This is a genomic window from Pedobacter superstes, from assembly GCF_037622515.1.
Taxonomy (GTDB): domain Bacteria; phylum Bacteroidota; class Bacteroidia; order Sphingobacteriales; family Sphingobacteriaceae; genus Paradesertivirga; species Paradesertivirga superstes.
The window spans coordinates 30,202-52,311 of record NZ_JBBJCN010000002.1; the positions used below are offsets into that span (position 1 = coordinate 30,202).

At 38.7% G+C, this 22,110-nt stretch carries 16 protein-coding genes; 9 read left to right on the plus strand and 7 right to left on the minus strand.

The features are described 5' to 3' along the window. Genes nuoL through WG906_RS05570 form a run of 3 tightly spaced genes read left to right on the plus strand, consistent with a single transcriptional unit; the run spans position 1 to position 4,896 of the window. Positions 1 to 1,890, plus strand: a complete 1,890-nt coding sequence (nuoL, locus tag WG906_RS05560) for an NADH-quinone oxidoreductase subunit L (protein WP_339991549.1) — start codon at positions 1 to 3, stop codon at positions 1,888 to 1,890. Continuing rightward, positions 1,887 to 3,464: an NADH-quinone oxidoreductase subunit M gene (gene nuoM / locus WG906_RS05565; RefSeq protein ID WP_339991550.1), complete on the plus strand. Its 1,578-nt coding sequence runs from the start codon at positions 1,887 to 1,889 to the stop codon at positions 3,462 to 3,464. Before nuoL ends, nuoM begins: the two co-directional genes overlap by 4 nt. Next, the gene (locus WG906_RS05570) at positions 3,454 to 4,896 is read left to right on the plus strand and encodes an NADH-quinone oxidoreductase subunit N (protein ID WP_339991551.1); all 1,443 of its coding nucleotides are present in this window, start codon (positions 3,454 to 3,456) and stop codon (positions 4,894 to 4,896) included. The genes nuoM and WG906_RS05570 overlap by 11 nt, the downstream gene beginning before the upstream one ends. Before the next feature lie 9 nt (positions 4,897 to 4,905). On the opposite strand, the gene WG906_RS05575 is transcribed toward WG906_RS05570, so the two are convergent. The 4 genes from WG906_RS05575 to WG906_RS05590 form a co-directional block, all read right to left on the minus strand. Beyond that, positions 4,906 to 7,611, minus strand: coding sequence for a carboxypeptidase-like regulatory domain-containing protein (locus WG906_RS05575; RefSeq protein ID WP_339991552.1), 2,706 nt, complete (start codon positions 7,609 to 7,611; stop codon positions 4,906 to 4,908). Positions 7,612 to 7,743: 132 nt separating this feature from the next. Next, on the minus strand, positions 7,744 to 9,129 hold the full coding sequence (locus WG906_RS05580) for an MBL fold metallo-hydrolase (protein WP_339991553.1): 1,386 nt from the start codon (positions 9,127 to 9,129) through the stop codon (positions 7,744 to 7,746). 140 nt (positions 9,130 to 9,269) lie between these two features. Next, a complete protein-coding gene (locus WG906_RS05585; RefSeq protein ID WP_339991554.1) occupies positions 9,270 to 11,093 on the minus strand; it encodes an ABC transporter ATP-binding protein in 1,824 nt (607 codons plus the stop codon). Between the two features lie 93 nt (positions 11,094 to 11,186). Then, complete coding sequence (locus WG906_RS05590; protein WP_339991555.1) at positions 11,187 to 11,963, minus strand: SAM hydrolase/SAM-dependent halogenase family protein; 777 nt, start codon at positions 11,961 to 11,963, stop codon at positions 11,187 to 11,189. A gap of 100 nt (positions 11,964 to 12,063) precedes the next feature. Here WG906_RS05590 and WG906_RS05595 point away from each other — a divergent pair, with 100 nt between their 5' ends. From WG906_RS05595 to WG906_RS05610, 4 genes are all read left to right on the plus strand, one after another. After that, complete coding sequence (locus tag WG906_RS05595; RefSeq protein ID WP_339991556.1) at positions 12,064 to 13,023, plus strand: PhoH family protein; 960 nt, start codon at positions 12,064 to 12,066, stop codon at positions 13,021 to 13,023. A gap of 130 nt (positions 13,024 to 13,153) precedes the next feature. Continuing rightward, on the plus strand, positions 13,154 to 14,101 hold the full coding sequence (locus WG906_RS05600; protein WP_339991557.1) for a phosphoribosylaminoimidazolesuccinocarboxamide synthase: 948 nt from the start codon (positions 13,154 to 13,156) through the stop codon (positions 14,099 to 14,101). 51 nt (positions 14,102 to 14,152) lie between these two features. Beyond that, positions 14,153 to 14,530 (plus strand): STAS domain-containing protein, encoded by a 378-nt coding sequence (locus tag WG906_RS05605; protein ID WP_339991558.1) that lies wholly within the window; start codon positions 14,153 to 14,155, stop codon positions 14,528 to 14,530. Positions 14,531 to 14,546: 16 nt separating this feature from the next. Continuing rightward, positions 14,547 to 15,458 carry a ribonuclease Z gene (locus tag WG906_RS05610; RefSeq protein WP_339991559.1) on the plus strand — a complete coding sequence of 304 codons (912 nt, stop codon included), beginning with the start codon at positions 14,547 to 14,549 and terminating at the stop codon, positions 15,456 to 15,458. Between the two features lie 32 nt (positions 15,459 to 15,490). Here WG906_RS05610 and WG906_RS05615 read toward each other — a convergent pair whose 3' ends face one another. From WG906_RS05615 to WG906_RS05625, 3 genes are read right to left on the minus strand one after another with little or no spacing between them, the layout of a single operon-like run. Then, positions 15,491 to 16,435, minus strand: a complete 945-nt coding sequence (locus WG906_RS05615) for an MlaD family protein (RefSeq protein ID WP_339991560.1) — start codon at positions 16,433 to 16,435, stop codon at positions 15,491 to 15,493. A 31-nt stretch (positions 16,436 to 16,466) separates the two neighbouring features. Further along, the gene (locus tag WG906_RS05620; RefSeq protein ID WP_339991561.1) at positions 16,467 to 17,294 is read right to left on the minus strand and encodes an N-acetylmuramoyl-L-alanine amidase family protein; all 828 of its coding nucleotides are present in this window, start codon (positions 17,292 to 17,294) and stop codon (positions 16,467 to 16,469) included. Positions 17,295 to 17,333: 39 nt separating this feature from the next. Continuing rightward, complete coding sequence (locus tag WG906_RS05625) at positions 17,334 to 18,185, minus strand: N-acetylmuramoyl-L-alanine amidase family protein (protein ID WP_339991562.1); 852 nt, start codon at positions 18,183 to 18,185, stop codon at positions 17,334 to 17,336. A gap of 32 nt (positions 18,186 to 18,217) precedes the next feature. Here WG906_RS05625 and WG906_RS05630 point away from each other — a divergent pair, with 32 nt between their 5' ends. Then, complete coding sequence (locus WG906_RS05630) at positions 18,218 to 20,833, plus strand: putative LPS assembly protein LptD (RefSeq protein ID WP_339991563.1); 2,616 nt, start codon at positions 18,218 to 18,220, stop codon at positions 20,831 to 20,833. A gap of 2 nt (positions 20,834 to 20,835) precedes the next feature. After that, complete coding sequence (locus WG906_RS05635; RefSeq protein ID WP_339992252.1) at positions 20,836 to 22,083, plus strand: competence/damage-inducible protein A; 1,248 nt, start codon at positions 20,836 to 20,838, stop codon at positions 22,081 to 22,083. The last annotated feature ends 27 nt before the right edge of the window (positions 22,084 to 22,110 follow it).

Here is a 22,110-nt window from a genome sequence, read left to right on the forward strand (position 1 = left end):
ATGGATAAATTGTTATGGCTCATACCCGCTTTCCCTTTTGCCGGTTTTTTAATACTTGCATTAGCTGGCAAACATATGTCTCGTATTTCAGTGGCCATAACTGGTGCAGGAAGTGTAAGCATTTCCGCAGTCTTCATGTTTATCATCGGATTCAGCTTCCTTTCTTTACCACCTGAAAGCGGGCATTATTCTCAAACCTTATGGACATGGTTTGAGGTGGCAGGTTTCAGTCCCAAAATCACGCTTTTACTGGATGCTCTATCCCTTGTATTTGTATTCGTGATCACTTTTATAGGAGCGCTTATTCATATTTATTCAGCGGGATTCATGGCAGGGGACAAAGATTATTCCCGATTTTTTGCATGCATGAACTTGTTTGTGTTTTCTATGCTTGTACTTGTTTTGGCAGATAATTTATTGCTTCTATATCTTGGATGGGAGGGAGTAGGACTTTGCAGTTATCTCCTTATTGGATTCTGGTATGAAAATCCAGATAATGGATATGCAGCCAGAAAAGCATTTATCATCACCAGGATTGGAGATACAGCGATGGCCATTGGGCTTTTTATAATCTTCTACCAGTTTGGAACGCTTACGATCCCGGATATTTTAGAGAAAGCTCCCATTTTGTGGAAGGAGGGGGCTGCTATGGCCACGATAACCGCTTTATTACTTCTGGCCGGAGGTGTTGGAAAATCCGCCCAATTGCCTTTGCAAACCTGGCTTCCAGATGCCATGGCAGGTCCTTCACCAGTTAGCGCGCTGATCCATGCCGCTACAATGGTTACCGCGGGTGTTTATCTCATTTCACGGATTCATGTGATTTTTCAGCTTTCGCCTTTCACCCAGATGATCGTTGCAGGAATTGGTGCAGCAACCTTACTGATCGCCGGTTTCAGCGCTCTTACACAATACGATATAAAGCGGGTGCTGGCATATTCCACCATCAGTCAGATCGGATATATGTTTCTTGCCTTAGGTGTAGGTGCCTGGACCGCGGCTATCTTTCACTTCATGATCCATGCATTTTTTAAAGCTCTTTTATTCCTGGCGGCAGGCGCTGTAATCGAATCCCTTCATCACGAACACAATATGTTCAAAATGGGTGGATTGAAAAATAAGTTACCCGTTATTTTCTGGACCTTCCTGATCGGTTCGGCATCACTTGCAGCCCTGCCCCTGATCAGCGCCGGGTTCTATAGTAAAGATCAAATCCTGTGGTATGCATGGGCAAGTCCTGATGGCAACTTTTTACTTTGGATGATTGCCTGGATTGGCGCCTTCATAACAGCAGCTTATACCACAAGAATGATGATACTTACCTTCTGGGGCGATGTTAAAACGGAGATTGGCCATCACCCTGGCAGGTTCATGACTGTCCCCTTGATCGTTCTGGCTTTCTTTTCAATCTTTGCAGGAGTTATAGAACTCCCACACAATTTTGGTCATTTTACCCTTTTCTCGAATCTGCTTCATCAGGTATTACCAGAAACTGTTTTAAAAACTGGCATAAATGGAGAATTGCTCTTCCAGCTCCTGGCCTTCCTGGCCACTTTTAGCGGAATTTACCTGGCATATATTTTATGGTATAAAAAGCCGCATCTTATTGTGAGATTGAAACAGTCAACCCCTGTCATGGGCCTTTATCGGTTCTGGTTCTCGGGCTGGGGTTTTGATCAATTTTATGATGCTGTACTTGTTCGTCCGATAGTCTATATCTCAAACATTAATAAAAACGATGTAGTGGATAAAATCTACCAGGGAATAACGTTTGTCACTGTTCGTCTTTATCGCTCCTTGTCGCTTACTCAATCCGGCTCTCTCAGATGGTACATAATGGGTATGGTTGTAGGAGCAATCATCATTTTAGGTATACAAATTATGTTATGATATTAGCCTGGATCATCGGTTTATTAATGGGAGGAGGTTTGCTAGCCTTCATGCTCGGACGATGGAATAAAACCTTACCGAGATGGATTTCTCTCTTTACCTTATTGGCTGGTTTCCTGGCTTGGGTTTCCTTTTGGATCGATAATTACCAGACTGTTAAAATTTCACTTTCCAACACATGGATAATGGAATACCGGCATGACTGGGTTCCATCTTTTGGCATAAGCTTTCATTTAGCAATTGACGGACTCAGTCTTTTGCTGCTGGTGCTCACCTTTTTTCTTGGAATACTGGCTGTGGTATCTTCATGGAACGAGGTCAAAGAGCGAGTTGGGTTTTATCATTTTAATCTTCTTTGGATACTTGCCGGAATTTCAGGGGTATTCATGGCAATGGACCTGTTCTTATTTTATTTTTTTTGGGAAGTAATGCTAATCCCCATGTATTTTCTCATTGGCATTTGGGGAAGTGAAAACCGGGAATTTGCCGCCTACAAATTTTTCATCTTCACTCAGGCCAGCGGATTGATGATGCTTCTTGCAATATTGGGTTTGTATTATATCCATGGGGTCAATACCGGCAATTATACCTTCAACTATTTAGAATTATTGGGAACATCAATTCCTCCTGGTATTGCCTTTTGGCTGATGCTTGGCTTTATGATTGCTTTTGTAGTAAAATTGCCCATTGTACCCTTTCATTCCTGGTTGCCGGATGCGCACAGCGAAGCGCCGACGGCCGGAAGTTTAATTTTAGCAGGATTATTATTAAAAACCGGTGCTTATGGAATACTCAGATTCGTGCTTCCTTTATTTCCGGAGGCATCAGAAAACATTGCCCCCTTAGCTATGCTGCTTGGGGTGATTGGCATCATTTACGGTGCGGTATTGGCTTATGCTCAAACAGATCTTAAGCGCCTGGTAGCTTATACAAGTGTGAGTCATATGGGATTTGTAATCCTGGGAATTTTTGCGTTTAGCGAACTGGCTCTGCAGGGGGTAGTGATGCAGCTGGTAACCCACGCCATCAGTACCGGGGCGCTGTTCATTATGGCGGGGATGCTGAAAGAACGTTTGCATACGCGTGATATTAATAAAATGGGGGGACTTTGGACGGATATGCCAGTCATGGGAACGATGGGAATGGTTTTGGCCATGGCGTCTTTAGGCTTGCCAGGACTGGGGAATTTTATAGCCGAGTTTCTGATCTTGCTTGGCGCTTTCAAAGCAAATTTATGGTTAACGGTTATCGCAGCAGTCGGTCTTGTTTTTTCTGCCGTTTATTCTTTAAGTATAGTACAAAAAGTATTTTTAGGACCGTCTCACAAAGTTGATAAGGTTCAGGATTTTTCCTGGAGAGAAATAAGCATCATGGCGGCTTTCGTGTTATCTATAGTATGGCTGGGCTTATATCCTCAGCCGGTAATCGATACCGCAAAACCAATGATTATCAAAATTGAGAAATTATTCTCAAAGGAAACCATGATAAACTTACCCATCAAAAACAGTGATGATAGTAAAAGCAGTGTAAATACAGTAAGATCACCCTCAAATCCGCAACCGTATGTCAGGTAACGATTTTCTAGCGCTTTCTCCATTAGTGCTGCTTGCAGGCTCATCGGTGCTGATAATGCTCCTTATTGCCCTGAAGCTAAGTCACCGGAACATTCAGGTATGCAGCCTGCTGTTGTTTATCGCCTCTTTTTCTTCGATTTTTTATACCTGGAAACTATTTCCTTATAACATCGAACCCTTGTTATTAATCGATGATTTCTCCGGATTTATTATCGGTTTGATCATATTTTCGAGCCTTGTTGTCAATATTCTTTCGTACATCTATTTTGAAGAAAAGGAAGAAAGCCCGAAGGAATATTATGTATTACTTTTCTTGTGTGCACTTGGTGCCTGCGTCTTGGCAGTCAGCAAGCATTTTATTTCTTTTTTTCTGGGCCTTGAAATCCTCACCGTTGGCCTGTACGCCCTTATCGCTTATTTACGGGCAAGGCATTACAACATTGAAGCCGGAGTTAAATACCTTATACTGGCTGCATTTTCCTCAGCTTTCCTTCTTTTCGGGATGGCTCTGATTTATCTTCAAACAGGTAGTATGGAGTTTTCTGCAATTGCCCGCAGTCTGAATTCTCTTCGATCTCTGCCACCTCTTTTCCTTACCGGCTTAGGAATGATGCTGATAGGAGCAGGGTTTAAATTAGCCGTAGTCCCTTTTCATATGTGGACTGCCGACGTTTACCAGGGAGCACCTATACCGGTAACCGCATTTATTGCCACTGTTTCAAAAGGTGGAGTGCTTGCTGTCTTACTTCGCTTTTTCATAACTATTGACGTATTCAGGTTCAAAACTGTCATTCTCGTTTTAATCGGAATAGCAATAGCCTCAATGATTATAGGCAATCTGCTAGCTCTACAGCAAAGAAATGTAAAGCGCATTCTGGCGTACTCATCAATTGCCCACCTGGGATATCTACTGGTTGCATTTATTCCGGGGACTGTAATGAGCATCAGAGCTATCAGTTTTTATCTGGTGGCCTATTTTCTTACCACTTTAACCGCTTTTGGAGTAATGACCATTTTATCAAGCAAAGAGAGAGACGCAGAGGAAATTGATGATTATAAGGGCTTATTCTGGCAGCAGCCGGTTCTGGCTTGTATTTTTACAGCTTCCTTGCTTTCCCTCGCCGGAATTCCCCTCACTGCCGGGTTTGTAGGCAAATTCTTCATACTTGCCGCAGGTCTCCAGGCTGGTTTTTGGGCCATTGCTTTTGTCCTGATACTGAGCAGTGTGGTGGGGCTGTACTATTATCTTCGGATCATAACAATGATGTTTACCGCGAAAAAAACAAGCACACTGCCAATCGAAAAAAGAGCTCATCCCGCCTTTTATGTGATGAGCGTTATCGTCTTATCAGTTCTTACTGTCTTAATTATATGGTTTGGTGTTTACCCCTCCGGTTTGATGTCCTTTGCAGGATATTTTAGAATAAAATAAAGAATACGATTACTCAACTTTATACCGGTAAACAGAGCGTCCAATATGTCCCTCTGCATCAAAACCTTCAACAATTACCCTGTAAGTTCCACGTCCGTCAGCATTATAAAATTCAACCTGGGATGTACCGGTAGTTTTATCAGTTTTTAATTTAGGATCCCAATAAATGGTAGTTCTAAGGTCGGTGCCCTGGATTGCAGATCCTGCGGTATATTTTGGAGAATAAAATTCCCTGGAAACTGTATAACCTTGTGGAATGAATTTTACTTCACCACTTTTAGGTAGCAGATTCCTGATATCTTCGAGTTTCATCTTTGGTTTTTTCTCTGCTTTTATACTGTTAATCACTAAAACTCCATTACTGTTATAGGTCCGGTTCACCAGTCCGAGCTGGTCTTTTAAGAAAATCTCAACAGATTCTATTTCCATCGAATTAATCCCATTCAGGTAATTAACATCTACAGGCATTCCATTAAAAAATATCTGCATTGGTGTTTTATTCCCTGCATTATAATCACGGTTTACATAAAAGTTTTCATTTTCAAAAATCACCCCTGTAAGCATTGAACGCATACAGGTAAAAAAATTAGGACAACTTTTAAATCTGTCTTTAGTGATCATATGATCTGGCCAGGCGCTTAGGCCGCTAAGTGCCGGATAATCCAGGTGGCTCGCAACATTTACTTTTGCTGTACTTTTAATTACTACTTCTTTAAGTATCAATGACCTTTTTAAGAGCTCTTTATTGTTCTGAAGATATTTATTCAGCGAGCTGTCAATGTTCAGGTTTTTAGGCCAGCGAAAGCTTCCAATTGCTGGTTGAATGGCAGTAGGATCAATGGTAAGCATTGGATTTTTGTTGCTGTAATCCGCCGAGGTGACGATAACATGCGACGAATCTGTTACCACTATATTTGGAAATTTGAATACACCGGAACCATTTGTTACTGCATAAGCCGTGTAATATTTATCTGGTATCCTAAGTTTAACATTTGCCTTATTCAATGGCATACCGGTCGAGTTTCTCAGAATACCGGTGATATCGATTCCCTGTTCGGGCAGAAAATAAATGGGCGGATTTTTATCGGCTATTATATTGGAATATAAAAATCGTCGGTAACCCTGGGTTAGCATAAGCACATCTAAATCGGCTGCTGTTTTTTCTGTCGGACGGTTGAAATAATAATTTGGTTTCTCGATATATCCTTTTAAATCTGATGTAAGTAAGAGATTGGTTAAAATGGTGGTTTCAGCATTTTCATCAAAAGGAACTTTACTTTCATCAATTACAGAAACAGACAAATTGGCTTCAACAGGCAACTTATTATTTGTAGCGCCAATGCTAAGTTTAACTTTTTGCCGTCGGCTATAAGTCGTCTTATCGGTTTTTAACGCAAGATTGAGATCGTCAGGCTGACGAATAAAAGTAATGCGTTCGCTCAATGGCTGGCCATTCGCAGAAAAAAGTGTTAATTGAACTATTCCCGAAGGGAACTTATCTTTTGGTATCGTAGTTGTAAAGGCCTGCTGAAGTAAATTTATTTTGGCTGCATAATAAATAGTTTCTCCAACTTTCGCTAAAAGGTAAAAGGTCTTATTTTTATTCAGTGAAATGAATTCTGTATTGCATAAAAATCTGAGATTTAAATTTTCCGCATTGCTTGAATTGCTGACAGTAAGTGTAATTCCATTCTGTTTTACCGTAGGCAAAGCATAGGTGCCGCTATAACTTAGAGGAGAGGTGATTTTGGCGGTATAAGTCTTTCCGAATTCAGGCACTAAAACAAATAATCCCATTCCTAAATGTTGAGAATTAAAATCAACTACCACATGCCCCTCATTATCGCTAATTGTACCTTTTATATTAATACCAAAACCATCCTGCTTAACAGCTTTAAATGCAACCTTTATAGGGAGTTCACTTATCAAATCACCGCCTTCTGGAAAAAACTGAAGATCTATTTTGCTTTTTGCAGACTCCAGCGAAAAATTATTTGTTACAGGTTTATCATTTATATCGATTGCCGTCGATAGTAACTGTTCGTTTAAGTTTGCTGATAGATTCTCTGGAATAGGCACAATAAAAACACCATTTTGATCTGTACTTCCTTTGCCCTTAATTTCTTTATCACCATCCTCAATTCTCCAGGTGATTTTTTTATTAGCATACACAATTCCCGATGGGTTTTTATAAAGAATTCTGGCCGTCGTGCCTGAACCTGTATTTTGAAAATTGATATGTGTATTTACAAGATTTTCACCATTCCCAACACTGATAATTTTGCTGAAATGGTAATCCGCGTCAAAATTTACCATCCAACGGGTATAGGCTCTTATCTGATAATCTCCTTGCCTGTAAATCCCGGGGGTCAGAGCTAAATTCCCCCATGATACGCTATTACTCACGGGTAACTTCAGTGTCTGAATTAAAGAATCCCGGCCGCTTAGAATATCAATATATACGATTTTACTTAATTGGGAAGGAGTGTGGATTCCAGCAGTCAGATAGCTTTTGAACCAAATAGTATCTCCCAGGGCGTAATAAGGTTTATCAAAATGGAGATACACTTTCTCCTGAGGGAACTTGTTAGCAGCCTTCTCAGTTTTAGTAATTATGGTGTTTAAACTAATCGTATCCTGCGTTTGTGAAAAAGCAGGAAGGTCAAATAAAGATATAAGTACAAATGAGAGAAAGAATAAATTTAAAGACTTCATTATTTTTAAATAGCCGCATAAATGTATCCATTCTATTTTATTCCCTCTAAAGTTCTTTAATATTTAACACTTCGCTAAACGGCGTAAAATTAAAATAAGAATTTTTTTAATGAATTCTAAGTTCCTTTAATTTTATAATTCATAACAGGTCCCTTTTTCAGGAATGGTTACTTTATACCCCTCCGAATCAAGTTCTGCAGCCATAATGTTCATGCTTTCGATTTCACCGTGAACCAGAAAAACATTCTTTAAATTTTCTTTATCCTGGTGTTTAACCAAATTTACCAGATCATCATGATCGCCGTGGCCGCTAAGTAAATCAGTTTTTTTAATAGTGGCATATACCGCAAGTTCCCGGTCGCGGATATGAACAAATGGATCCCCTCTCAACAAACGGTTCCCTAATGTGCCTTTTGCGCAATATCCTATAAAAAGAATAGTACAGTAATAGTTAGATATATTATAATACAGATGATCTTGTATTCGCCCGCCCTCAAGCATTCCCGCCGAGGAAACAATAATACAAGGTTCAAGGTAATTTGAAAGTTCCCGGCTCTCTTTCATATCCTGAACATAGAACAGGTTTTCAAACTCAAAATCATCTCCCATTTGTTTATAAAAGGCCTGAGCATCCTCACTTAAATGGGTTAAATATTTTCTGTAAATCTCAGTAGCGTAATTTGCAAGTGGACTGTCCACAAATATTTTCACCCGCGGTAGCAAGCCATTGGTAAAAATCTTATTCAATGTATAAACTAGTGCCTGTGTTCTGCCAATACTAAATGCCGGAATAATTAAACGACCAGGAGTTTTTATACAGGCATTTTCTATTTCCTCAACCAAAACATCTTCTATGGTTTTGCCTTTAGAATGACAGCGTCCGCCATAAGTTGATTCACATACTAAAAAGTCAAGAGGGGGTAAGTCTTGAGGATCAATAAGTACAGGATAATTTTTCCTTCCTAAATCTCCTGTAAAACCAATTTTACGTTGCAAACCATGTTCAGTAACGGTTAATACAATAGATGCTGCCCCTAATAAATGTCCCGAAGGAATAAGTTCCACTTCAATATCACCGCTTAACCTGAAAGGTTTATTAAAACCCAGGGTAACAAAGCGCTCGGCGGCTTCCATAACGTGCTTTTGAAAGAATAAAGGCCTCGGCCCGGAAGAATGTTTCTTTCCTCTTCTAACCTTTTTTTGTTTCTTTTCAAAAATGCTCACCGAATCAAGCAAGAGCAATTCTGCTAATTCTGCGGTAGGAGAGGTGCAGATCACCTGTCCATCAAAGCCAGCCCTTATCAAAGTAGGAAGATTGCCGGTGTGGTCTATATGAGCATGAGTAAGTAGAACAACGTCAATTTCGCAGGGATTAAAAGGAAAAAATTCATTTTCTTCCAATCTGGTTTCACGCTCGTAATCCAGCCCGCAATCAACAAGTATTTTATAGTTATTAATCTCCAGAAGGTGCATACTGCCAGTAACCTGCTTTGCAGCACCCCATATAGTTAGCTTCATTAAAATAGATGTGAGAATTTAGATATGAGTTTTGAGATCATAAACTACGCTAATTTCGGAGAACGTATAACAGATTCAAGGCTCATTTACTTTTAATTTTCGACTTTTTACTTTTTACTTTTTACTTTTTACTTTTTAACCTAAGCCTCAAACTGCAGCTGGCTCAGATATCTGTAAAGCCCTTCTTCGTTTTTTAAAAGCTCTTCATGAGTTCCACTTTCTATAACTATTCCCTTTTCAAGCACAATTATTTTATCAGCTTCGCGAATTGTTGAAAGACGATGTGCTATGATAATTGAAGTTCGGTCCTTCATTAATAGTTCTAATGCTTCCTGAACCAGGCGTTCAGATTCAGAGTCGAGAGATGAAGTAGCTTCATCCAGGATCAGGATTGCCGGATCCTTTAATAAAGCTCTGGCTATCGCTATACGTTGCCGCTGACCACCAGAAAGCTTAATTCCTCGTTCGCCCACCATTGTATTATACTGCTCTGGTAAGCCTGAAATGAAATTATGTGCATTAGCCTTTTCTGCCGCGGCGATAATCTCTTCATCGCTGGCTCCAATTTTCCCGTAGGCAATATTTTCTTTAATAGTACCTCCGAATAATATTACATCCTGCGGAACGATAGCTACCTGGTTTCTGATATCGGTCAAAGCATAATTATCTGCGGGAACTCCGTCAAAAAGTAATTCACCTTGCTGTGCATTGTAAAAACGAAGGATTAAGGATGCTATAGTAGATTTTCCCGCACCGCTTGGACCCACAATGGCAACTTTTTCCCCTGCTTTCGCTTCGAACGAAAGTCCTTTTAATACCGTAATTTCTTTTCTGGAAGGATAAGCAAAGACTACATCTTTAAAAGCTAAACTGCCGCTGATGGTCTTCTTTGTCTCGTTTTCTGCAGGAACAATCGAAATTGGTTCATTAACCTCATTTAAAATTTCCATTACTCTTTCGCTTGCGCCTATTGCTTTTTGAACATTGGCATACAACTCAGGAAAAGTTCCCATTGCCGCTCCAACAAACATGGCATACAATATATAGGTGACCATGCTTCCCGGTAACAGTTCATTTTGCGACACCAGGATAGAGCCATACCAAATAACACCTACAATGGTTCCAAACAAACAAAATATAATAAAGGATGCAAATCCACCGCGATAGGTAGCACCTCTCAGAGCGATTTTAACCACCTCTCTCAGGCTTAAATTATAACGGTTAGCCTCGTATGCTTCATTTACAAAAGCTTTAACATTTCCTATACCTTGCAAGGTTTCTTCAACCACTGTATTTGATTCGGCAAGTTTATCCTGCGCCTCCCTTGAAACTTTACGTATAAGCTTACCAAGAAAAATTGCTACAACCACTAATACCGGAAGGATACTTAAATTCAGAAAGGTTAATTTTATTGATATGATAAATAGTAATGCGACTCCTCCAATCAAAACCACAATTTGTCTTAACATCTCTGCCAGGGTCGTGGTCAGAGTATCTTGAATTTGAGACAGATCTGATGAAAGGCGGCTGTTTAATTCCCCGACTCTCCGGTTGGCAAAGAAATCCATTGGGAGGGTAATTAATTTAAAGTAAGTATCCCTGCGAATATCTGCCAGCGATTTCTCGGCAACTTCTACAAATAATTTAATTCTAAAATAGGATACAAAAGATTGAAAGAATAGAATTACAAAAGAAATAATACCGATCAGATTAATACTGGCTGGAATAAAAGCATATTTCTGATTCCCCTGAGCGGCATCAATCATTGCTCCCAGTAAAATAGGGAAGGCTAGTCCGGTTAAACTAGATAAAAAAAGAAAGACAAGACCAATTATGAATTTCCACTTATACGGTTTAAGGTAATTTAATAACCCAGATATTCTCCTTAGCGATTCCTTGTTTATTTTGGCCTTGGAAAGTTCCTGCTCCGGAGCGGTACCACTATTAAATCTGTTTCTTGCCATTCAAATCTTAAAATAAAAACACCTTTAAAAAGGTGCACAAAATTAGTCTTTTTTCTTGCTTAAATAACGTTCGGAAAATCAGTTGAGCGTCAATTAACTGAATTCAACGCGTACAATATCTCCTAAATGCAATCCCAGTAAGCCACTGGCATTTCCCTTATTAATCGCTATTTCTAGATAATTACTTATTCCAAAAAGGCAAAGTTTTTCACCCTCCGGAACTTCATTATAATGCCAGCTTAATTGAGAAATAGATTCGTTTTTCCTGAAGTATAAAATAAAGTCGCGGTTTTTCTGAATATTGGAAAAAAGGTCCTTAGAAATATTTGTAATAACGTTTTGGAACGAATCAATATAGATCACGCTTCCTTTTATTACATTCTTTTCAATAACCGGCTGTAGATTTACTTTTTCTTCCAGTTCCTCAACATGTACACCAATATCTTCCAGTTTAGCTCCGCTTGCCAGACGGCAGGCGGCTTTGGCGAAGATATCGGTTAATGGAAAATGAAGAAATTTCAGATCCTGCATAATACTCAGCTCTACAATTTCTGAAGGCTTCTCATCAAAAATCAAAGAAAAAACACCATTATCAGATCCAACAAAAAAATGTCCCTTATATTTCACTGCCAGGTATTTTGTCCTTTCATCAAACACAGAATTTATTCCTATTAAATGTACCGTTCCTTTCGGAAAGTAGGGAAATGCATTTTTTAAAACGAAAGCCGCCTGCGGAACGTTAAATGCAGAAATGGCGTGAGTAACATCAATTATATTCACATTGGGCAATAAACTCAGGATACTCCCTTTTAGGGCAGCCTGGTAAAAATCTTTGTAACCGAGATCGGTTGTTAAAGTGATTATAGCCATTAAAATATGAATATTTATTATTAACCTTGCGAGAGGCTTATAACCTGCAAATATTGAATTTTAATTGCACAAAAAATCAGGAAACTAAAAAAACCGTAACTTGAACGAACTAAAAATTGATCTTGAGAATATTAACCCCGTAACCCTCTGGGGCTCAAATAATGAGTATTTTGAAGTGATTAAAAGGCAATTTCCTAAAATTAAAATTGTTGCCCGCGGCAACGAGGTGAAAATTTTAGGAGATGAAGGTGAGATAGCAGTTTTCACTTCAAGATTTTCGAAAATAATTCAGCATATTGACAAATATCAGAGTCTGACGACCAACGAACTTGAACGTTTATTGGATGCAAAGATCACTCTTCAAACCGAAAGTGAGCCTCATCTGAATAATTCTGCCGGAAGTGAAGCGATAGTATTTGGGCATAATGGAATTGTGGTTAAGGCACGTACTGCCAACCAGCGAAAAATGGTTGATAGTATCACTAAAAATGACATCCTTTTTGCTATCGGTCCCGCCGGAACCGGTAAAACATACACTGCGGTAGCTTTAGCAGTCAGAGCGCTGAAAAATAAAGAAATAAAACGTATCATTTTAACAAGACCCGCAGTGGAAGCAGGTGAAAATCTCGGTTTTCTCCCCGGAGATTTAAAGGAAAAAATCGATCCGTATCTACGCCCCCTTTATGATGCTTTAGACGATATGATACCGCCGGAGAAACTTAAGGTTTACCTGGAAAACCGTACCATTGAAGTTGCACCCTTAGCATTTATGCGTGGAAGAACCCTTGATAATTGTTTTGTAATTTTGGATGAGGCCCAAAATACCACAGACATGCAGATCAAAATGTTTCTTACAAGGATGGGACCTTCCGCTAAATTTATTGTTACCGGAGATGTGACACAGATAGATTTACCCAAAAAGCAGCAATCAGGTTTACAAACAGCTTTAAGGATTCTTACAGATATAAAAGGTATCGATTTCATTTACCTGAATGGTGACGATGTTGTTCGTCATAAACTGGTTAAAGAAATATTAAAAGCATACGGAGATATACAGTAAAAACGAAGGATTGAAGGAAAAAATTAATTAATGATTGAATTTTCTGCATTGATTTAATAATTTAATTTTGCGATCAGGTTCATTCTCATTCATTCATTCATTCTCTCATTCCTTTCATTAATTCTTTTTCATGTCAGCTATAAAAGAAACACATTTTAAATTTCCTGGTCAAACCAATTTTTACAAAGGAAAAGTACGCGATGTTTATACAATTGGTGATAAGCTTTTGGTGATGGTGGTTTCAGACCGCATTTCAGCCTTTGATGTGGTATTGCCTGAACCTATTCCTTTCAAAGGTCAGGTATTGAACCAGATTGCGGCAAAATTTTTAAATGCCACCCAGGATATCGTTCCAAACTGGGTGCTGGATGTTCCTGATCCTACAGTTACAATTGGTAAAATCTGTGAGCCCTTCAAAGTTGAAATGGTAATCAGGGGATATCTTGCCGGGCATGCATGGCGGGAATATAGTGCAGGTAAGAGAGAAGTTTGCGGCGTAAATTTACCGGAAGGATTAAAAGAGAATGATAAGCTTCCTGAACCAATAATTACTCCGACTACTAAAGCATCGGTTGGACATGATGAAGATATTTCCAGAGAGGAAATTATTTCAAAAGGCATCGTTTCTGAAGAAGATTATTTACAATTAGAAAACTATACACGTCTTTTATATCAAAGAGGAACTGAACTTGCCGCCGAACGTGGATTAATACTTGTAGATACAAAATACGAGTTCGGCAAAGCCGAAGGAAGAATACATCTGATCGATGAAATCCACACACCTGATTCATCAAGGTATTTTTATAAGGATGGATATGAGGAACTGCAGGCAAAAGGCGAGCCCCAAAGACAATTATCAAAAGAATTTGTGCGTAAGTGGCTTATAGAAAATGGCTTTCAGGGCAAAGACGGCCAAACAATACCTAAAATGAATTTTGATCTTGTACAATCAATTTCGAATCGGTATATTGAGCTTTATGAACATATTACCGGGGAGTCATTTATAAGGACAGATTCGCCTGAAATTTATAAAAGAGTTGAAAAAAATATCAATGAAAGTTTAACTCGCTTAAATTGAAATTATTTTTTTATTATTGTATACAAAGCATTTATTTACAGGAAGAGTGATATGAAGTTCTCAATCGATAAACACGAGAAATACGTTTTAATAAAGCTAAATGAATCAAAGCTTAACAGTTTGATTTCTCCACAGCTTAAATCAGAATTTATCCTTACCAACACAGAAGGTTTGCGAAATATAATTCTGGATCTTTCTGCAGTTAAATATTCCGATTCTTCCGGTTTAAGCAGTTTGCTTGTGGGTCACAGACTTTGTAAAAATTCTGATGGAACTTTTATAATTACTGGCTTAAATGACAATATCAATCGCTTAATCACTATTTCTCAATTAGAGAATGTTCTTTCTATTGTGCCGTCTGTTGAAGAAGCTATCGACTTAATCTTCATGGAAGAAATTGAAAGGGAATTAAAAAAAGAGGCCAGATAATTGCTGACGCACATGCATGAGGTTTGATGTAACTATTTTAGGCAGCAGCTCTGCAACACCCATATATAACCGTAATCCCAGTTCCCAACTTTTAAATATCAATGAGCGACACTTTCTGATAGATTGTGGCGAGGGCACGCAAGTGCAGCTAATCAGAAATAATATAAAAGCTCAGCGAATTGACCATATTTTAATCAGCCATTTACATGGCGATCATTACCTTGGATTAATTGGATTATTATCATCTCTGCATTTAAATGGCAGAGTAAAACCTTTGTATTTATATGGTCCTCCAGAACTCATGGAGATTTTGGATATTCAATTTAAATACTCACAAACACAACTCAGGTATCCCCTTGTTTTTCATCCTACCCAGGTTAATCATCCGGAGAAAATTTTTGAAAACAGTGATGTAATCATCGAAACCTTCGTTCTGGATCACCGCATCCCCTGTACAGGCTTTAAATTTATTCAAAAGAAACGTTCAAGGAAGATTATAAAAGAAGTATTTGATAAACTGAAAATACCTATTGACTTAATACCGGAGTTGAAAAAAGGGGCGGGTTTCACAGATAAGAAGGGGAGAGTTTATTCTGCAGATGAACTGACAACTGCTCCTCCTGAACCAAAAAGCTATGCTTATTGCTCGGATACAATTTGCAGCTGGACATACTTAGAAAACATAAGAGGAGTTGACACTTTATATCATGAAGCTACTTTCATGAATGATATGCTCAGCAGAGCCATTGAAACATTTCATACAACTTCTTTGCAGGCAGGTGAAATTGCTGTTAAGGCTGGTGTTAAACAATTACTTTTAGGCCATTTCTCTGCACGTTACCGTGAGCTTGAACCCTTACTTGAAGAATGCAAAACTGTATTTGCTAATTCAAAATTAGCTATCGAAGGACAAACCTTCGATATCTAACCCTCAATATTTTCTTTAAAAATTATATTTAACTAATCTTTTCGGCCCCCAAATACTGAAAAGCTCACATAACGCTTAGGATTGGCTTTCAAGTCTATCATCAATTTATCAAGATTTGAAGAAGCGTTATTCAGGTTGTTATAAAGGCCTTCATCATTGATCAGTTGCCCCAGAGAGCCTTGTCCGCTATTGACTTTATTAATAGCTGCCTGCATATCTGCTACTGCCTTATCGGCATTTTTGATAGTGTTTTCGAAATTAGAACGCGCCAACTGGTCGCTAACCTTTTCAAGATTAGACATTACCATATTGATTCTTTTATTATTGTCTTTGAAATTTGCGGAAACTGATTCAAGATTACCCATAATAATTGCAATACGGGCGCCTTCCATACCCACAAGATTATCAACTCTCCTGGTAGTTCCTTCAAGTGTTTCGAGTGTTCTGGCGATACTTGCAAAGCTTTTATTAAAGTTCTGTTGAAATTCGGGACTAATCGTATTATTAACCGAAGTTAGAACAGAATCCAGCCTTCCAATAATTTGTTCCGCTTTTTTTTGTATGGGCTCTACCTGCTCCATAATATTTTTCTCAGAGTTCGCGCGGAGTGTATCTCCATCAACAGCATAGATTTTACTGTTTCCCAATTCAAAAACAATAGCTTTCCCACCAAGCAGATCAGTACTTTCTAATCTCGCGATAGTATTTTTAGGAATTTCGTAGTCCGGATTAATTTTAAACTGTGCTAAAATTGTCCCATTCGGCTGGAGTGTCAAATCAGAAACTCTTCCAATCTGATATCCGTTAACCAGAACAGGTTTTGAAATCGTTAAACCGTCAACACTTTTATAAGTAGCGTAAAACTCACTCTCACTGGAAAAAACGTTATTCCCTTTTAGAAAGCTGTAACCTAATACTAATATTGTTATAGCGACTGCGGCAAGGATACCGACTTTTGTTTCGTTTGATATTTTCAAAGCTAACCTGATTTTTAAGAGGGTAAAGATACTATTGTATTTCTACTTGTTTCTTATATGTTTGAATTGCTTTTAACAAACAACTTACAATTTCGTTTTGACCATAGTCAGAAGTTATATATTCCTCTTCCTGCGGGCTGCTGATAAAACCAATCTCTGTTAGCACAGCGGGCATACCTGCCTTCGCCAGAACCGCTAAACTTTGCTCTTTTACACCTCTGTCGATTCTACCGGTTGCAACATACTCTTTCTGCATCAAAGTCGCCAAACGAATACTCTGATCTCTGAATTGGTTTTTCATTAAAGAAAAGATGATAATACTTTCAGGGTCATTCGGATCGAACCCTCCGTAGTTATCTTTATAATCTTTTTCAAGCAGAAGTGAGGCATTTTCATGAAGAGCAGCATCCTGCTGTCCAAGTCTGTTAAAACCAGAAACTAAAGTCTCGGTACCGCGAACGGAACTTCTGTTCCTCATACTTGACGGCATAGAATTGCAGTGAATGGAAATAAACAGGTCTGCCTTCAATTTATTCGCCAATCCAATTCTTTCATAAAGGGGAATAAATACATCCTCTGTTCTGGTATAAATCACCTTAATGTCGGGGAGGGTTTCTTCAATACTTTTTCCAAGTCTAAGAGCAACCTGCAGCGCAACATCTTTCTCACGGGCGATTAAACCACGTGTACTTCCATCGTGACCTCCATGACCCGCATCAATTACAATAGTTTTTATCCTGAAAGGAGGCAAGTCTATCTTAGTTGAATACGAATAAAAGGGTATTAGTAACACTGCCAGAAAAGCAGACACACCTGTTTTCAAACTACTCTTTCCTTCACTTAATTTTCTAAAACTCATTTTTACTGATGAAAACATATTATTAAAAAACGATTTCTGTTAACGCAATTCCGCCTGTGATTTGAAATTTTTGATGGCTGCCACAATATTTCTTACAATTTCATTCTGACCAGATTCAGAATTAATATATTTTTCCTCTTCAGGACTGCTGATAAAGCCAATTTCAGTCAATACCGCCGGCATTCCAGCTCGCTGTAAAATAAGAATATTTTGCTCTTTTACCCCCCGGTCAACCCTTCCTGAGCCTATATATTCATTTTGTATGAGCTTGGCCAGCTTTATACTCTGATCCCTGAACTGATTTTTCATTAACGAAAAAATAATCATACTTTCAGGATCTCTGGGGTCATAACCGCCGTATTTACTTTTATAATCTTTTTCTAATAAGATATCAGCATTCTCTCTGAGAGCTACATCCTGCTCATCAATTCTCCCGAATCCGGCGACAAAGGTTTCCACCCCTTTAATACCAGCGCGGTTTGTTTTTGATGATGGCATGGAATTACAATGAACGGAAATAAACAGATCAGCCTTTGCCCGGTTTGCCAGGTTTGTTCTGTTTTCATTAGGTACAAAAATATCAGATGTACGTGTATATAAAACCCTTACATCAGGGAAGTTTTTTGTAATCTCTTTTCCTAAACGCATGGCAACCTGTAAGGTTACCTTTTTCTCTGTAGAATATTTCCCTAGAGCGCCTACTGCTTTCCCTCCGTGTCCTGCGTCAATTACAATTGTTTTTATACGATATTGGTTAACGGAAGGGTTATTACTGAATGATAATAGCAGCAGAGATGTTAAAAAAGTTAAAAATCCAATTTGCAATCTTCTCAATGGGTTTATTTTCATTAATTTTGAAATCTCATTTGTCATTGCAAAAATAATATTCATTATCAAATTTGAAATTTATCAAAAAGTTTTTTGTGAGAACCCTGTTTTTGATTTTAGTACTATTATCAAGCTTTGATATCTATGCTCAGCAAAGACCTCAAACTCCTGATAAATCCAAACTCATTACTCCTAAAGCGGATTCTTTAGGTATAACGGATACTTTGGGAAAAAATTCTAAAACAACAACAGGATTAAATTCAGAAATTCATTACAGTGCCGATGACTCCATCAAATTCAGCATTGATGGCAATATAGTTTACTTATATGGCAATGCACGAATATCTTATGAAGAGATGGAATTATCTTCCAGTTTTATCCGTCTGGATCAAACCAGGAAACTTCTATTTGCCAGCGGCCGAAAAAATAAATATTCGGTGTACAAGGGCCGTCCTATAATTAAACAAGGCTCAGAACCTCCTGTTACAGCAGATTCTTTGACCTTTAATTTTTCCAGTAAGCGTGCGTTATCTTATGGTTCGCTTACCGAAGTGGAAGGGGGGTACATTCAGGCAAGTAAGTTCAAAAAGAACGAATTCGACGAAGGCTTTTTCAAAAACGGGATCTACAGCACCTGTAGCTTGCCAGAGCCTTATACCCATTTTGGTATTCATATTACCAGGGGAATTGTAACAGAAAAACAAGTAATCAGCGGACCTGCTTACCTGGTCATCGAACATGTCCCCTTGCCTGTAGCGCTACCTTTTGGCTTTTTTCCTAAAACGAATAAAAGGGCATCAGGCTTGTTGTTTCCCACTTTTGGAGAAGATTCCAACCGTGGATTTTTCATGAGAGGACTGGGCTGGTACTTCGGGATAAATGACTATTGGGATGCTGAAGTGAGAGGGTCTCTGTACAGTAAATTATCCTACGAAACGAATCTGTTAGCCAGGTATCGTAAAAATTATAAATATAACGGCGGATTAAATCTAAGTTATGCTTCTTTAAGAAATGGCAATGGAATCGAGGGAACACCGGGAGCGAAGCCAACTACAAGTTTCAATATCCAATGGACTCATTCGCAAAGCGCAGAAGCAAACCCGGGAACAAGTTTTTCGGCAAATGTAAATGTGGGAACCAGCTCCTATTTCAGAGATACCCGTGTTGCCGGCGACAGAATAGAGCAGGCCACAAATAATAGTATATCCTCAGGAATAAGCTATCAAAAAACATTTGCGAATAACCTGTTTAATTTTGGTGCTACATTACGACATAATCAGGATCTCACCCGGCGCCTCGTTACTTTGGATTTACCAACATTTAACCTTGGTATGGCTACCTTAAATCCCTTTGAAAATAAAAACAGCTTAGGTAATCCTAAATGGTATGAAAGAATTTCGGTGGGATACAGCATGCAGGGCGCAAATTCCATTAACGGTGTCCGCGAAGATTCTTTATTTAAAAAATCAACATTAAAGCAATTTAAAAACGGAATTCAGCACAGTGTGCCTGTAAGTATGTCATTTAATGTATTGAAATATTTCCAGTTTAGTTCCGGTATCAGTTATGGTGAGCGCTGGACTTTGCAAACGATCAGGAAACGTTACGATCAAAACCTTCCCGGTAATATTCGGATTGATACCATTCAAGGTTTTAAAAGGAATTATAACTATTCTATAAATGGAGGCCTCAATACCAAATTATACGGGATGATGCAATTCAAAAAAGGAAATCTGGTAGCCATTCGTCACGTTATGACGCCGAGTTTTGGGTTCTCCTACGTTCCCGACTTTAGCGGTGATAATTTTGGATTTTATAGAAAGATTTCTGGTCTTCCCTCAACTCTTCCCAATGATAGTCAGCTCAATAATCGCTATTCTATATTTGAACAATCGCCGGGCGGAGGGCCGGGTCAGGGGCGTTCTGCAAGTATGAGTTTTGCATTCGAAAATAATGTGGAGGCTAAGGTTAAATCAAAAAGCGATACAACATCCGCTTATCAAAAGATACCTATTATTCAGGGTTTGACCTTTAACGGGAATTATGACTTTACAGCTAAGGGATATAATAAATTATCAATTATATCTTTTGGTGGCCGTACAGCTTTTTTCAAACAAAAACTTGGTATCTCTTTTCAGGGAAGCCTGGATCCATATAGCTTAGATAGTGTAGGGGCCCGTCAAGGATACCTCTTTAAAGAAGGTCGCTTAGCAAGATTAGCCAGTTTTTCATTCTCCACAGGATTTAATTTAAATCCAAGTGCTTTTAAAAGAAGGCAGGAAAATTTAACCAACCAGCAAAATAATCCAAATACAACCCAACAACAACAGCAAGATATATCTGAAATTTTAAGAAACCCTTATGGCTTTGTGGATTTTAGTATACCATGGAATTTAAGTGCATCATACAGCTTTTTCTTCTCTAATAATGGCCTGGTAAAAAGCATCACAAACAACTTAAATTTTAACGGCGATTTTAGTGTAACCCCGAAATGGAAAGTAAGCTATCAGTCAGGCTGGGATTTCAGAGCAAATAAGTTCAGCACAACTTCTCTTGCTATTAATCGTGATCTTCATTGCTGGGATCTCGCATTTAGCTGGGTCCCCTTCGGATTATATAAAAGTTATAGTGTAGATTTGCGTGTAAGGGCATCAATACTTCAGGATTTGAAATTAAGCCGGAGGAGCCCTTATAGCGGTGGATTCTATTAATGATATTAGCTGAAATAATAACCATTGGCGATGAGATTCTTATTGGCCAGATTGTAGACACAAATTCTGCGTGGATTGCCCAGAAACTGAATGAGGCAGGCATTCGCGTTAAGCAGATCACTTCCGTTTCTGACGATAAAACACATATTATTGAAGCGCTGAACTCTGCTTCAAAACGGGCCCAGGTGATTATACTAACCGGTGGATTAGGTCCTACAAAAGACGATATCACTAAAACCACTTTAGCCGAATTTTTCAATGTGGGCTTTAAAAGGGATGAGGCGACGTTACAGAACGTTACCAAAATCTTCGAACGTTTTAAGCGACCTTTACTGGATGTAAATATCCGACAGGCAGATGTTCCAGAAAATTGCAGTGTATTGTTAAATAAAAACGGAACAGCACCTGGTATGTGGTTTAACTCACAGGATATTATATATATATCTATTCCCGGCGTTCCTTTTGAAATGATGTACCTGGTTGAAGAAGAAGTGCTGCCTCGCTTAAAGAAACAATTTCTGTTAGATGCTATCGTTCATCGTACGATCTTGACCGCGGGCTTAGGAGAATCCTTTTTGGCCGAACGAATTGCATCAATAGAAGATTCCTTGCCCTCACATATAAAACTTGCGTATCTTCCGAAACTAGGTCAGGTGAGACTTCGTTTAAGTGCTTATGGCGGTGATGAAGAATTACTAAAATCACAGATCCAGGTTTATGTTGATCAGATAATTGCCTTACTGGACGAGCATGTGGTAAGCACAGAAGATGTGCCTTTTGAAAAAGCTGTTTTAGACTTCATGGAAGAAAGAGGATTAACTTTATCTGTCGCCGAAAGTTGTTCGGGAGGTTATCTGTCGCACCTTTTTACTCAGCATGCGGGTTCAAGCGCAGTTTTTATGGGTGGAGGGGTCACATATTCAAATGAATTAAAAATAAAAATTCTTGATGTATCTGATGATACACTAGAGCAATTCGGGGCGGTAAGTGAAGAAACCGTTAGAGAAATGGCTTGCGGGGCTCTTAATAAATTCAATTCAGATTATTCTATCGCCATAAGCGGTATCGCTGGACCCGGAGGTGGAACAGATGAAAAACCTGTTGGTACCGTGTGGGTTGCTGTTGCCGGTCAAAAGCGTGTAATAACTAAAAAGTTCTCATTTGGTAGCCGTCGTTTACAAAATATAGAAAGATCTGCGATAAATGCTTTAATTTTACTTTTCCACATACTTAAAGAAGAACATTGTTAAGTCTTAAAAACGTTTATTTTTGCTGAT